This is a genomic window from Pseudophaeobacter sp. EL27 (genome assembly GCF_900313025.1).
GTDB lineage: Bacteria > Pseudomonadota > Alphaproteobacteria > Rhodobacterales > Rhodobacteraceae > Pseudophaeobacter.
In genome coordinates this window covers 328,629-342,879 of sequence record NZ_OMPQ01000013.1, presented here as the reverse complement: position 1 = coordinate 342,879, position 14,251 = coordinate 328,629, and the positions used below count along the sequence as shown (strand labels likewise).

15 protein-coding genes are annotated in these 14,251 nt (G+C 58.8%); all 15 read left to right on the top strand.

All coding sequences use genetic code 11. The features are described from left to right. Positions 1–136: 136 nt before the first annotated feature. The 15 genes from ED661_RS16800 to ED661_RS16730 all read left to right on the top strand — a co-directional run bounded on the left by ED661_RS16800 (position 137) and on the right by ED661_RS16730 (position 14,249). Complete coding sequence (locus ED661_RS16800; RefSeq protein WP_122075234.1) at positions 137–1,666, top strand: AMP-binding protein; 1,530 nt, start codon at positions 137–139, stop codon at positions 1,664–1,666. Next, positions 1,663–2,148, top strand: a complete 486-nt coding sequence (locus ED661_RS16795) for a hypothetical protein (protein WP_122075232.1) — start codon at positions 1,663–1,665, stop codon at positions 2,146–2,148. The genes ED661_RS16800 and ED661_RS16795 overlap by 4 nt, the downstream gene beginning before the upstream one ends. 10 nt (positions 2,149–2,158) lie before the next feature. Next, positions 2,159–3,763 (top strand): carboxyl transferase domain-containing protein, encoded by a 1,605-nt coding sequence (locus ED661_RS16790; protein ID WP_122075230.1) that lies wholly within the window; start codon positions 2,159–2,161, stop codon positions 3,761–3,763. Between the two features lie 87 nt (positions 3,764–3,850). Beyond that, complete coding sequence (locus tag ED661_RS16785; protein ID WP_122075228.1) at positions 3,851–5,785, top strand: acetyl/propionyl/methylcrotonyl-CoA carboxylase subunit alpha; 1,935 nt, start codon at positions 3,851–3,853, stop codon at positions 5,783–5,785. 63 nt (positions 5,786–5,848) lie between these two features. Continuing rightward, positions 5,849–6,706, top strand: a complete 858-nt coding sequence (locus ED661_RS16780) for a hydroxymethylglutaryl-CoA lyase (RefSeq protein WP_122075226.1) — start codon at positions 5,849–5,851, stop codon at positions 6,704–6,706. Between the two features lie 48 nt (positions 6,707–6,754). Further along, positions 6,755–7,537: a crotonase/enoyl-CoA hydratase family protein gene (locus tag ED661_RS16775; protein WP_122075224.1), complete on the top strand. Its 783-nt coding sequence runs from the start codon at positions 6,755–6,757 to the stop codon at positions 7,535–7,537. A 338-nt stretch (positions 7,538–7,875) separates the two neighbouring features. After that, complete coding sequence (locus ED661_RS16770) at positions 7,876–8,241, top strand: NADH-quinone oxidoreductase subunit A (RefSeq protein ID WP_009808934.1); 366 nt, start codon at positions 7,876–7,878, stop codon at positions 8,239–8,241. Then, positions 8,232–8,765 carry an NADH-quinone oxidoreductase subunit B family protein gene (locus ED661_RS16765; RefSeq protein WP_027239745.1) on the top strand — a complete coding sequence of 178 codons (534 nt, stop codon included), beginning with the start codon at positions 8,232–8,234 and terminating at the stop codon, positions 8,763–8,765. Before ED661_RS16770 ends, ED661_RS16765 begins: the two co-directional genes overlap by 10 nt. Positions 8,766–8,787: 22 nt before the next feature. Next, the gene (locus tag ED661_RS16760) at positions 8,788–9,393 is read left to right on the top strand and encodes an NADH-quinone oxidoreductase subunit C (protein WP_122075222.1); all 606 of its coding nucleotides are present in this window, start codon (positions 8,788–8,790) and stop codon (positions 9,391–9,393) included. Then, positions 9,393–10,604: an NADH-quinone oxidoreductase subunit D gene (locus ED661_RS16755; protein WP_174214194.1), complete on the top strand. Its 1,212-nt coding sequence runs from the start codon at positions 9,393–9,395 to the stop codon at positions 10,602–10,604. Before ED661_RS16760 ends, ED661_RS16755 begins: the two co-directional genes overlap by 1 nt. Next, a complete protein-coding gene (locus ED661_RS16750) occupies positions 10,604–11,761 on the top strand; it encodes an NADH-quinone oxidoreductase subunit E (RefSeq protein ID WP_122075218.1) in 1,158 nt (385 codons plus the stop codon). Before ED661_RS16755 ends, ED661_RS16750 begins: the two co-directional genes overlap by 1 nt. 54 nt (positions 11,762–11,815) lie before the next feature. Further along, entirely contained in the window at positions 11,816–12,055 is a 240-nt protein-coding gene (locus ED661_RS16745; protein WP_122075217.1) for a DUF5337 domain-containing protein, read from the top strand. A gap of 6 nt (positions 12,056–12,061) precedes the next feature. Then, entirely contained in the window at positions 12,062–13,360 is a 1,299-nt protein-coding gene (gene nuoF / locus ED661_RS16740; protein WP_122075215.1) for an NADH-quinone oxidoreductase subunit NuoF, read from the top strand. Between the two features lie 17 nt (positions 13,361–13,377). After that, on the top strand, positions 13,378–13,725 hold the full coding sequence (locus ED661_RS16735) for a hypothetical protein (protein ID WP_254054869.1): 348 nt from the start codon (positions 13,378–13,380) through the stop codon (positions 13,723–13,725). Between the two features lie 128 nt (positions 13,726–13,853). Next, positions 13,854–14,249, top strand: a complete 396-nt coding sequence (locus tag ED661_RS16730) for a DUF5333 domain-containing protein (protein WP_122075492.1) — start codon at positions 13,854–13,856, stop codon at positions 14,247–14,249. Positions 14,250–14,251: the final 2 nt, after the last annotated feature.

Genomic DNA, 14,251 nt, shown 5'->3' with positions numbered 1-14,251 from the left:
TTTTCTTGTATTTGCCCGCTCTATCTGCGCCCAAAAACACCAACACTCACTGATCTGGATCAAAAGAGCGTGAGCTTACCGCTTGGAAAATCAGAGAAAAGCATCATAGCGGCTATGCAATTTGGGAATAGTTTCAATGGCTGAAATAGTTCAAGTCCCCGGCCTGACATCCCGTGGCGAATGGCGCCTGCCTGCGCGGATCAACATGGCGCAACAGGCCATGGCACATGCTGCAGACAGGTTGGCGATTATTGATCTGATGGGTCCGGTGCGGCGTGACATCACCCATGGCGAGCTGGCGGTGATGGTCGATGGGCTGGCGCGCTATCTGATGACCCGTATCAAAGCTGGCGACCGGGTGGGCGTCTTGCTGAGCCAATCGCCATGGTGTGCCGCTGCGCATTTGGCCATCTGGAAGCTGGGCGCTATCTCTGTTCCGCTGTTCAAGCTGTTCAAACGCGACGCCCTGGCCTCGCGGGCAGGCGATGCAGGGGTCTGCTTGGTGCTGACCGATCCCGAAGGCGTAGACCTGCTGGGGGATCTCGCCGAGGAGGTCTTGGTGGATCAGGTGAGCCTTGAAGGTGAACCCGTAGCATTTGCAGATACCGCAGCCGAGACGCCAGCGGTCTTGATCTATACCTCTGGCACCACTGGCAGCCCCAAGGGGGCGCTGCATGCGCATCGGGTGCTGACGGGGCATTTGCCCGGCGTGGCCATCAGCCATGATCATCTGGGTCAGCCGGGGGACTGCCTGTGGACCCCTGCCGACTGGGCGTGGATTGGCGGGCTGTTTGACGTGCTTATGCCGGGATTGGCGCTGGGCGTGCCGGTTGTGGCGGCGCGACTGGATAAGTTCACCCCCGAGGCCTGCGCCGATCTGGTAGAGCGCAGCGGTGTGCGCAATGTGTTCTTTCCCCCCACAGCCCTGCGCATGTTGAAAGCGGCGGGGCAGGGGCTCGACGGTCTGCGCTCGGTTGCCTCTGGCGGAGAGCCCCTGGGCGCGGAGATGCTCGCTTGGGGCCAGGCGCATTTTGGCGTGACCATCAACGAGTTCTACGGCCAGACAGAATGCAATATGGTGGCTTCATCTTGCGGAGGGGATTACCCGCCGCAACCGGGATGTATCGGCAAGCCGGTACCAGGCCATGAGTTGGCGGTGATTGACGCCGAGGGCAATCCCACCAGCGCAGAGGGCGATGTTGCGGTGCGACGCGGCTCGGCCTCGATGATGCTGGAATATTGGAACCGTCCCGAAGAGACTGCTGCCAAATTCTGCGGCGACTGGCTGGTCACCGGCGACCGCGGTATCTGGGAGGGCGACTTCCTTCGTTTTGTCGGCCGCGAGGATGACGTGATTACTTCGGCGGGCTATCGCATCGGCCCCGCCGAGATCGAAGACTGCCTGATGACCCACCCCAGCGTGGCGACGGTTGGCGTTGTCGGTAAGCCAGACGAGATGCGCACCGAGATCGTCAAGGCCTATGTGGTGTTGAAACCCAAGGCCGAGGTTACTGCCAAAGCGCTACAGACCTATGTCAAAGACAGGCTGGCGCATTACTCCTACCCCCGAGAGGTGGAATTCCTGGAGGCCCTTCCGATGACAGTCACCGGCAAGGTCATTCGCAAGGATCTGAAAGCTCGGGCCATTGAGGAGGGCAATCGGTGAGACAGGCACTAAAGATTGGCTTGGCTTTGATCGCCGTAGGTCTGTCCCCGATCAGGGGAGAGGCGGAGCAGACCGATGGAATCCCGTTTGACACTCCAGCGTTTCTCTCGACCTGTTCGGACCTCATTCCTGATGTTGCGATGCAGGTCCCGATGAGTATGCGCTGTGTCTCCACAGCAAGGACACTTTGCAGCCTCAGTATAGGTAACACAGGAGAGGGTGCCTGCCTGTCGGAGGTGACACTTTGGCTGGAAGAGGACAGTTTTCGAATTCGCTCAGAGCACCCAGAGGCGGCCGAAAGCCAAAATCACTTTCCCGGAAGACCAGGGCTTTTTCCCATGCTCATAGAGAAGCCTGAGTGCTCTGAGATGGCCATAGAAACTTTGCCTCCAGAGGTGATCTGCAGATATCAAGATGCGCTATTAGTATGGCAGAAATTCCGGGTGGTTGAGATCAGCAGCCGCGCCCGCGTAAACAAATAAGGATGTAGGTATGAAACTCAAATCAAAGGCGATGCCCTCTTCCGAAGGCTTCAAAGCCAATCAGGCGACCCATCAAGAAGCTCTGGCGCAGATTTCCGAGGTGGCTGAGGCCGCGCGTCTGGGCGGCGGTGACAAATCCCGCGCCCGCCACGAGAGTCGCGGCAAGATGCTGCCGCGCCGTCGGGTGGCAAACCTGCTGGATCCCGGTTCTCCCTTCCTCGAGATTGGCGCCACGGCAGCCTATAACATGTACGATAACGCGGCCCCGGCCGCCGGTGTGATTGCAGGCATTGGTCGCGTGCACGGCCAAGAGGTCATGGTGGTCTGCAATGACGCCACCGTTAAGGGCGGCACCTATTTCCCGATGACGGTGAAAAAGCACCTGCGCGCCCAGGAGATCGCCGAGGAAAACCACCTGCCTTGCATCTATCTGGTGGACTCTGGCGGCGCCAACCTGCCGCAACAGGACGAGGTTTTCCCGGATCGCGACCACTTTGGCCGGATCTTCTACAACCAGGCCCGTATGTCCGCCAAGGGCATTCCGCAGATTGCCGTGGTCATGGGCTCCTGCACTGCTGGCGGGGCCTATGTGCCCGCCATGTCCGACGTGACAATTATTGTAAAAGAGCAAGGCACCATTTTCCTGGCGGGCCCACCGCTGGTCAAAGCCGCCACTGGCGAGGTGGTCTCGGCCGAGGATCTTGGCGGCGGCGATGTGCATACGCGCCTTTCTGGCGTGGCGGATTACCTGGCCGAGGATGACGCCCATGCCCTGGCGCTGGCCCGCCGCGCGGTGCAATCGCTCAACATCAGCAAGCCACAAACGGTAAACTGGGCCAGCCCGGAAGAACCCGCCTATGACCCGCAAGAGATCCTTGGCGTGGTGCCCGGCGATCTGCGCACCCCCTATGACATCCGCGAAGTGATCGCCCGTCTGGTGGATGGCTCGCGTTTTGACGAGTTCAAGCCGCGCTACGGTGAAACCCTGGTGACGGGCTTTGCCCATGTCAAAGGCTGCCCTGTGGGCATCATCGCCAACAACGGCGTGTTGTTCTCGGAGGCGGCGCAGAAAGGCGCTCATTTTGTCGAGCTCTGCTCGCAGCGTAAAATCCCGCTGGTTTTCTTGCAAAACATCACCGGCTTCATGGTGGGGCGCAAATATGAAAACGAAGGCATCGCCCGTCACGGCGCCAAGATGGTGACAGCCGTGGCCTCCACCAATGTGCCCAAGATCACCATGCTGGTCGGTGGCTCCTTTGGCGCTGGCAACTACGGTATGGCAGGGCGCGCCTATCAGCCGCGTTTCCTGTGGAGCTGGCCCAATTCCCGCATCTCGGTGATGGGGGGTGAGCAGGCGGCAGGCGTGCTGGCCACAGTGAAACGCGACGCGATTGAGCGTCAGGGCGGCAGCTGGTCGGCAGAACAGGAAGCCCAGTTCAAACAGCCCACCATCGACATGTTCGAAGAACAAAGCCACCCGCTTTATGCTTCGGCGCGTCTCTGGGACGATGGCATCATCGATCCCCGCAAAAGCCGCGATGTGCTGGCCCTGTCGCTGAGCGCCGCCCTAAATGCAGAAATCGATGAAACCCGCTTTGGTGTTTTCCGGATGTAATCCGGGTCCAATCATCTTTCCCAAAATATTCCGGGGGTCCGGGGGCAGAGCCCCCGGTCCGACGTTCCAAACAAAGGACAAAACCCCATGTTTGATAAAATTCTGATTGCCAACCGTGGCGAAATTGCCTGCCGGGTTATGGAAACTGCGGCCTCTCTGGGCGTAAAAACCGTTGCCGTCTATTCCTCAGCCGACAGCGCTGCAAAGCATGTGGCCATGGCGGACGAGGCTTTTCTCATCGGCCACGGCCCAGCTCCGGCTGACAGCTACCTCTTGGGCGATGAGATCATCGCCATTGCCAAATCCTCTGGCGCCAAGGCGATCCACCCGGGCTACGGCTTTCTGTCGGAAAATCCCGACTTCGTGGAGGCTGTTGAGGCCGCAGGTCTGGCCTTCATTGGCCCCTCAGCGGATGCGATCCGCAAGATGGGTCTGAAAGATGCCGCTAAAGTCCTGATGGAAGAGGCTGGCGTGCCAGTTGTGCCGGGCTACCACGGCGCCAATCAGGACGCAGATTTCCTTAAGGGCGAGGCCGATAAGATCGGCTACCCTGTGTTGATCAAGGCCGTTGCCGGCGGCGGCGGCAAGGGCATGCGTCTGGTCGAGGCAGGGGGTGAGTTTGCCGAGGCCCTGGCCAGCGCTCAGGGCGAGGCCACCACGTCTTTTGGCAATGCCGATGTGCTGATCGAGAAATACATCCAGCAGCCGCGCCATATTGAAATCCAAGTCTTTGGCGATGGCACCCATGCGGTGCATCTGTTTGAACGCGACTGCTCGCTGCAGCGCCGCCACCAAAAAGTGATCGAGGAAGCGCCGGCTCCGGGCATGACCAATGAAATGCGCGCTGCCATGGGCGAGGCCGGCGTGCGCGCCGCTGAGGCCATTGGCTACAAAGGCGCCGGCACAGTGGAATTCATTGTCGACGGGTCCAACGGGCTGCGCGCCGATGGCTTTTGGTTCATGGAAATGAACACCCGCCTGCAGGTGGAGCATCCGGTGTCGGAGCTGATCACCGGTGTCGATCTGGTGGAATGGCAGCTGCGCGTCGCCGCAGGCGAGAGCCTGCCAGCCCAGCAAAGTGAGCTGTCGATCAATGGCCATGCCTTTGAGGCGCGGCTCTATGCCGAGGATGTGCCAAAGGGATTCTTGCCCGCAACCGGCACCCTGACCCATCTGAAATTCCCCGCCAGCTGCCGTGCCGATAGCGGTGTGCGGGCCGGGGATACCATCAGCCCCTGGTATGATCCGATGATCTCCAAGGTGATTGTGCATGGGCCCACCCGTGAAATTGCCCTGTCACGTCTGTCGCAGGCGCTTGCGGCGACCGAAGTCGGCGGCACCGTGACCAACCTGGCCTTCCTCGGTGCCTTGGCTGCGCATGAAGGTTTTGCAGCTGGGGAGGTTGACACCGGCCTCATCGCCCGTGATCTGGATGCCCTGGTGGCGGCGCCTGTGGTCATGCCGCATCACCGGGTTGCGGCTGCCATGCAGGCGCTGGATCTGATCCAGACAGATTGGGACACCGGCTTTACCCTTTGGGCGGATCTGCATCGCTCGGTCACTCTGATGCATCAGGATGACGTCTTTGACGCCAGCGTTGAAATTTCTGACTCGGATCGGCAACTCTGGACAATTGGCGAAGACCAGGTGGTTGCCAACCGCAGGGGGGGAACCTGGGACCTGGGCGGGCATAGCCTGCCTGCTGTTTCGCAGGCCGCCGGGGATATCACCGTCTATGATGGCTATGGTCTTGGCTTTACGCTGGTTGACCCGCTGGACCGCGATGCCTCTGCGGGCGGCGACCTCAACCTGATTGAGGCGCCGATGCCAGGACTGGTGAAAGCCGTCTTTGCCAAGGCAGGTGATGCGGTGAAAGAGGGCGACCGTCTTGCCATTCTGGAAGCGATGAAAATGGAGCATTCTTTGCTGGCGGCGCGCGACGGTGTTGTTGCCGAGGTACTTGCTTCGGGTGGCGACCAGGTCGAGGCGGGGGCAGCATTGGTGCGCCTCGAAGAGGACTGAGGCGCGGGCTGCGGGCCGGGCTTTTTGAATATTTCTGGAAAGATGAAGAGGAAGGGATCCGCCATGCGACAGTCTGTCGAGATCTTTGAGATGGGGCCGCGTGATGGGCTGCAGAACGAAAAGCGGGCGATCCCCGTGGCAGAAAAAATCGCCCTGGTGGATCGTTTGTCACAGGCCGGCTTTCGCCGGATCGAGGTCGCCAGCTTTGTCTCGCCCAAATGGGTGCCACAAATGGCCGGCAGCGCCGAGGTGCTGGCGGGCATTCGGCGTGCGCCCGGGGTTTCCTATGCGGCTCTGACGCCAAATATGCGCGGCTACACGGATGCGGTTGAAGCGCGCGCCGATGAGATTGCGGTTTTTGCTTCTGCCTCGGAGGGGTTTTCCCGCGCCAATATCAATGCCTCCATCAGTGAGAGCATCGAGCGGTTCAAACCCATCCTGCAGGCCGCTGCTGCCCTCAAACTGCCGGTGCGGGGCTATGTCTCCTGCGTCACGGACTGCCCCTTTGACGGGCCAACGGATCCCGAGCAGGTGGCCCTGGTGGCCGAAACCCTGCATCTCCTGGGCTGCTATGAGGTTTCACTGGGCGATACCATCGGGCAGGGCACACCGGAAACGATCAGCAAAATGCTGACTGCCGTAACGAAACGGGTGCCGGTTTCGCATTTGGCCGGCCATTATCACGATACGGCGGGCCGGGCCTTGGACAATATCGAGGCCTCGCTGTCGCAGGGTGTTCGGGTGTTTGATGCGGCGGTTGGTGGTTTGGGCGGCTGCCCCTATGCGCCGGGTGCTGCTGGCAATGTCGCCACTGAGGCGGTTCACGACCATCTGATCAAGCTTGGCTATGAGACGGGTTTGAACCGGGATGTCCTGATTGAGGCAGCTGAAATGGCGCAGTCCATGCGCAGCGCCGGTTAAAGACAGGGCCTGTGGAAACACAGGGCCAAGAGGGAAGAGAGGCAGAGGATGTATAAGACAGTATTGATCGAACGGGATGCGCGCGGCGTGGCGACGCTGACGCTGAACCGGCCGGAAAAGCACAATGCCATGTCTGGCGAGATGCTGCTGGAGCTGAAAGCCGCGACAGAGCAGCTGGCAGCGGATGACACAGTGCGGGTTGTGGTGCTGACAGGGGCGGGCAAAAGCTTTTGCGCCGGCGGTGATCTGGGCTGGATGCAACAGCAGATGCAGGCCGATGCGGCGACCCGCGGTGCTGAAGCCCGTGTGCTGGCAGAAATGCTGCAACTGCTGAATACCCTGCCAAAACCGCTGATCGGCGCTATTCAGGGCAATGCCTTTGGCGGCGGTGTTGGCATGGCCTCGGTCTGTGATGTGGCCATTGGCGTCGATCATTTGAAAATGGGCCTCACCGAGACCAAGCTGGGTTTGATCCCGGCCACCATCGGACCCTATGTGGTGGCCCGCATGGGAGAATCGCGCGCGCGCCGGGTCTTTATGTCGGCACGTCTGTTTGGGGCTGCTGAGGCCGTGGAGCTGGGGCTTTTGGCCAAGGCGGTTCCGGCTGCGGACCTGGCCGCAGCAGTCGAGGCAGAGGTTGCCCCCTATATGGCCTGCGCTCCTGGGGCAGTGGCTGCGGCAAAAAAACTCACCCGCGACCTGGGCCCGCGACTGGACGATGAGACCATCGATATGACCATTCGCGCCCTGGTGAGCCGTTGGGAAGGCGAGGAGGCCTCTGAGGGCATCGGTGCTTTCTTTGACAAGCGCAAGCCACACTGGCAGGCCTAAGCCAGGGTCAAACCCGATGACAAAGGTCAGGCTGAGACTGGCCGTTTGTTTTCTGGGGCAGGGCCGAGAAGGGCAAGTGTTAACCAATATTTTGAATGTTCGTTTTACCGGGCGCCGTGAAAAATCACGGCGCCTTTCCTTATGGAAATAATAAGAAATTAACTCCTGCTGCCCCAAATAGCGCGAAGTGATGCCGCAGGGTCGCGACTTGTGCAGAAAGCCTCTTTCTTCATCATTGGTTTGGTTGACGATGGGGGGGCGCACGAGTAGACACATGCGCAAGTCAACACGCCAATTGACGGCGCGCGAGAATCCGCGCGCTCGGAAAGGAGCCACTCGTGGAAGAGATGTTGCGGGAATACCTCCCGATCTTGGTGTTTCTGGTCGTCGCGGTCGGCCTAGGAATTGTTCTTATTTTGGCGGCAGTTGTGCTCGCCGTACGCAATCCCGACCCGGAAAAAGTCAGCGCCTATGAATGCGGTTTCAACGCCTTTGATGACGCGCGTATGAAATTCGATGTGCGGTTTTATCTGGTGTCGATTCTTTTCATCATTTTTGATCTGGAAATTGCCTTCCTGTTTCCCTGGGCCGTTGGCTTTAAGGATATGAGCGATACTGGATTCTGGTCGATGATGGTGTTCCTGGGCGTTCTAACCATCGGTTTTGCCTATGAGTGGAAAAAGGGAGCTCTGGAATGGGAGTGATGACCGGAGCCAATACCGCAGGGATCGACAAGGAAGTCGCCACCCAGGCCCTGAATGCCGAGCTGCAGGACAAAGGTTTTCTGCTGACCTCAACCGAAGACATCATCAACTGGGCCCGCACGGGGTCGCTGCATTGGATGACCTTTGGTCTGGCCTGCTGCGCGGTTGAAATGATGCATACCTCGATGCCGCGTTACGATGCAGAACGCTTTGGCATTGCTCCGCGTGCTTCCCCGCGTCAGTCCGATGTGATGATTGTTGCTGGCACCCTGACCAACAAAATGGCCCCGGCGCTGCGCAAGGTCTATGACCAGATGCCCGAGCCGCGCTACGTGATTTCCATGGGCTCTTGTGCCAATGGTGGTGGCTATTACCACTACAGCTATTCGGTTGTGCGCGGCTGTGACCGCATCGTACCGGTAGATATCTACGTGCCGGGCTGCCCGCCCACTGCTGAGGCCCTGCTTTATGGTCTGATGCAGCTGCAGCGTAAAATCCGCCGTACCGGCACCCTGGTGCGCTAAGCGATCTGGCTGGAGAGACAAAATGACTGAAGCACTGCAAGAACTTGGTACTCAGATCGCAGCCAAACGCCCAGACTGTGTCCTGTCCTGGGAAGTGGCTTTTGATGAGCTGAACATCGATGTGGCCCCGGCCAATATCGCTGGTCTGGTTGAGTTCCTCAAATCCGACAGCAACTGCAAGTTTTCCTCACTGGTGGATATCACAGCTGTAGACTACCCAGAGCGCGGCAAGCGATTTGACGTGGTCTATCATTTCCTGTCGATGTATCGGAATCAGCGTGTTCGCCTGCGGGTCTCGGTGCGCGAAGATGACATGGTGCCCTCGATTGTCGACGTGCACCCCTCGGCCAATTGGTTTGAGCGCGAAGTTTTTGACATGTTCGGCATCCTGTTCTCAGGCCACCCGGATCTGCGCCGTATCCTGACGGACTATGGCTTTCGCGGCTACCCGCTGCGCAAGGATTTCCCCACCACGGGCTATACCGAAGTGCGTTATGACGAGGCCGAAAAACGCGTTGTCTATGAGCCGGTAAGTCTGGTGCAGGAATACCGCCAGTTTGATTTTATGTCTCCCTGGGAGGGTGCTGAATACATCCTGCCCGGTGATGAAAAAGAGGGGGCAAAATGATGGACGGCTCCAAATTCGACGACGCCCAAACGGGCGAACAGAAGATCCGCAATTTCAACATCAACTTTGGTCCGCAGCACCCGGCGGCGCACGGCGTGCTGCGTTTGGTGTTAGAGCTGGACGGCGAGATCGTAGAACGCTGCGATCCGCACATTGGTCTGCTGCATCGTGGCACCGAAAAGCTGATGGAAAGCCGCACCTATCTGCAGAACCTGCCCTATTTCGACCGGCTCGACTATGTGGCGCCAATGAACCAGGAGCATGCGTGGTGTCTGGCCATCGAAAAACTGACCGGCGTTGAGGTGCCCCGCCGTGGTTCCTTGATCCGGGTTTTGTATTCCGAAATCGGCCGGATCCTGAACCATCTGTTGAACGTGACCACCCAGGCCATGGACGTGGGCGCGCTGACGCCGCCGCTCTGGGGCTTTGAGGAACGCGAAAAGCTGATGTGCTTTTATGAGCGCGCCTGTGGTGCCCGTCTGCACGCGGCCTATTTCCGCCCTGGCGGTGTGCATCAGGATATCCCGGACGATCTGCTGGATGATATCGACCTCTGGGCGCTGGAATTCCCCAAAGTGCTGGCGGATATCGATGGGCTCTTGACCGAGAACCGCATTTTCAAGCAGCGGAATTGTGATATTGGCGTCGTCACTGAGCAAGAAATCCTCGATTGGGGGTTCTCGGGTGTGATGGTGCGTGGCTCCGGCATGGCCTGGGATCTGCGCCGCGCGCAGCCCTATGAATGTTATGACGAGTTCGACTTCCAGATCCCCGTTGGCAAGAATGGTGATTGCTATGATCGCTATCTGGTCCGCATGGAAGAGATGCGCCAGTCGCTATCGATCATTCGTCAAGCCACCGCCAAACTGCGCGAAGCCACCGGTGATGTGCTTGCCCGTGGCAAGCTGACCCCGCCCAAACGCGGTGACATGAAGACCTCGATGGAGAGCCTCATTCACCATTTCAAACTCTACACCGAAGGCTTCCACGTGCCCGCCGGTGAGGTCTATGCCGCCGTTGAAGCCCCCAAGGGCGAATTCGGCGTCTATCTGGTGGCAGATGGGTCCAACAAACCCTATCGCAGCAAAATCCGCGCGCCGGGTTTCCTGCATCTGCAAGCCATGGACCACGTTGCAAAAGGCCACCAGCTGGCCGACGTCGCTGCCATCATCGGCACCATGGACGTCGTATTTGGAGAGATTGACCGCTAATGCTTCGTCGCCTTCATTCCGAACAGCCCGAAAGCTTTGCTTTCACGCCAGCGAACCAGAAATGGGCCGAGGCGCAATTGACCAAATTCCCCGAGGGCCGTCAGGCCTCGGCGGTGATCCCACTGTTGTGGCGCGCCCAGGAACAAGAGGGCTGGGTCTCCAAGCCGGCGATTGAATATATCGCCGATATGCTGGGCATGGCCTATATCCGCGTGCTCGAGGTCACATCCTTCTATTTCATGTTCCAGATGCAGCCTACCGGCTCGGTGGCGCATGTGCAGATCTGTGGTACCCTGTCCTGCATGATCTGCGGTGCCGAGGATCTGATTGCGGTCTGCAAGGATAAGATCGCCGAAAAGCCCTTTACCCTGTCAGCGGATGGCAAGTTCACCTGGGAAGAGGTGGAATGTCTGGGCGCCTGCACCAATGCCCCGATGGCTCAGATCGGCAAAGACTACTTTGAAGATCTCACCGCCGAGGGTTTTGCCCAGATGCTCGATGATCTGGCCGCTGGCAAACCCGTTGTGCCGGGCCCGCAAAATGGTCGCTACGCAGCAGAGCCCAAATCGGGCCTGACCTCGCTGACCGAATATGACAGCGGCAAAACGCAGTATAATGCGAGCGTGCAGCTGGCAGCAGATATCGGCGATAGCGTCAAACGTATCCAGGGCGATGAAGTGCCCCTGCTGACCCCCTGGGTTGGTAAGGATGGTGTGGTTGCGGGGCGCGCTGCTGCTGCGAAGCCCCCCAAAGCCCCAGAGGCGCCCAAGCCGGTTGCCAAACAGGTGGAAGAGGCGAAAAAGCCCGCGGTTAAAGCCAAATCTACGCCTGAGAAAAAGCCAGCTGCCGCAGAAGAGGTAGCAGAGGTCGCGCCCGAAACGCTGAAAGAAGCACGCGGTGGTCTGCCGGATGATCTGAAACTCCTGAAAGGTGTTGGCCCAAAACTGGAGCAAACCCTGAACGAGCTGGGCTTCTTCCACTTTGACCAGATCGCCGAATGGGGCGAGGCAGAGGTCGCTTGGGTCGATAGCCGTTTGAAGTTCAAAGGCCGTATCGAGCGTGACGGTTGGATCGCTCAGGCTGCCAAACTGGCAGTTGGGGATGATACCGACTTTGCCAAGAAGGCCAAAAAAGACGGCCGCTACGAAGACGAGTAACTGACTTGCTCGCTCCGGTTCAGGGGCGGGCAGGACGTAAAACTGAGGACCTGAATGAGCGCAGATCTGGATAGGGCTATCGCAGCAAAGGGGCGGCACATCTCATTGGTGATTGCCGGTACCATGCTGGCTTGGTTGGCCCTGACCATGATTATTGGCCCGGCGATTGGAATTCCTGGCCGCTACGCGCTTTTGTTTGATTTTGCCGCGCTTGCGGGGCTGATCTATGCATTGGTCAACATAATGCAACTCTGGCGCATGCGTCAGGCCAGTAAAAACAAAAACCAAGGGTAGGCAGACATGCTGAAGGACCAGGACCGGATCTTTACCAACCTCTACGGTATGCATGAGCGCACCCTGAAAGGTGCCCAGGCGCGCGGCCATTGGGATGGCACTGCGGGGCTCATCGACAAGGGCCGCGACTGGATCATCCAGACCATGAAGGACTCCGGTCTGCGCGGTCGCGGTGGCGCGGGTTTCCCCACCGGCCTGAAATGGTCCTTTATGCCCAAGGAAAGCGACGGTCGTCCTTCGTATTTGGTGATCAATGCCGATGAATCCGAGCCGGGCACCTGTAAAGACCGCGAAATTATGCGTCATGATCCGCACACATTGATTGAGGGCGCCTTGATTGCCAGTTTTGCGATGCAGGCCCACACCTGTTACATCTATCTGCGCGGCGAATATATCCGCGAGCGCGAGGCGCTGCAGGCGGCCATTGATGAGTGCTACGACAAGGGCCTTTTGGGTCGCAACGCCGCTGGTTCTGGCTGGGACTTTGACGTCTTCCTGCACCACGGGGCCGGGGCTTATATCTGCGGTGAAGAAACCGCATTGATCGAAAGCCTGGAAGGCAAAAAGGGCATGCCCCGGATGAAGCCGCCTTTTCCGGCTGGCGCAGGCCTTTATGGCTGCCCGACAACCGTGAACAATGTTGAGAGCATCGCCGTTGTGCCCACCATCCTGCGCCGTGGCGCCGATTGGTTTGCGGGCTTTGGTCGTCCCAACAATGCGGGCACAAAACTTTTTGCGATCTCCGGCCATGTCAACAACCCCTGTGTGGTTGAAGAAGCCATGTCGATCTCCTTTGAGGAGCTGATCGAAAAGCACTGCGGCGGCATTCGTGGTGGCTGGGACAATCTGCTGGCGGTAATCCCGGGTGGCTCGTCGGTGCCCTGTGTACGTGGCGAGAACATGCGCGATGCGATCATGGATTTTGACTATCTGCGCGGCGAGCTGGGCTCTGGTCTGGGCACGGCGGCGGTCATCGTGATGGACAAGCAGACCGATATCATCAAGGCGATCTGGCGTCTGGCGAAATTCTACAAACACGAAAGCTGCGGTCAGTGTACGCCTTGCCGCGAAGGCACTGGCTGGATGATGCGGGTGATGGATCGTTTGGTCAAAGGCGAGGCCGACTTGGAAGAGATCGATATGCTGTGGGATGTGACCAAGCAGGTCGAAGGCCACACCATCTGCGCGCTTGGCGATGCGGCGGCCTGGCCCATCCAGGGCTTGATCCGCAACTTCCGAGATGAGATCGAAGACCGTATCAAGGCCCAGAAAACGGGTCGCAAAAGTGCCATTGCTGCCGAATAAGAAGACGTAAGGGACGGATGATGATTGGAAATGTCAAATTACTGACGGTTGCTCTGGTTTCAGCCGGAGTGCTTGCGGGCTGCGGTGATAAGGATTCTCGTCCGGTATTTGATGGTGTTGCTTTTCGCACCAAAGCCTCCGTCGTTGAAAAAAAGGTGACACGAGCCTTTTTTGAGGCAGAAGTGTTTGACGTTGCTGCCTCACCTTTGGGCGCGCGCGAAGCCATGCGCTATGCCGGCACGACCTACTGCATCAAGAACTACGGTACATCCAAGATCGACTGGGAGGTTGATCTGGACGATCCCGAGGTCCCATTGCCGCGTGATGGAGACAAGGCTGTGCTGCGGGGGACATGCGACTCGTGAGCGGAATTTGGGCATATCCTGGCCAGTCGGCAGCGGTGTTATTGAATAACGCCTCTGTTCTTGCGCCTGGTGGTCTCTCCCTAACTAAGGAGAGATCAATTATGCCTGCGCAAATGAAATTTTCGCTGATGGCGACCCTTATTGCGATCGGAACCCTGGCTTTTCCGGTTGGGGCGGCTGCCAAACCATCGTTGCGGGATGTGCCCGAAATCGAAGAGCCGCTGTTTGCAGTGGCCATGGCCAAAGAGGTTGCAGATCACTGTGACAGCCTTGGCGCACGTTTTTTCAAAGGCGTCGGAGAGCTGCGTCGGCTGCGCTCCCATGCCAATTCGCTGGGCTACGGCGATAGCGAAATCCGGGCCTATATCGAGTCCGACACAGAAAAGGCCCGGATGCGGGCAAGGGGCGAAAAACTGCTCGCCAAGAGCGGTGTCTCTTATGACGATCCAGAAACATTCTGCGCGTTTGGTCGTGCGGAAATACAGAAAAACAGCGCGATCGGCGCGTTACTGAGGGCGAAATAGAC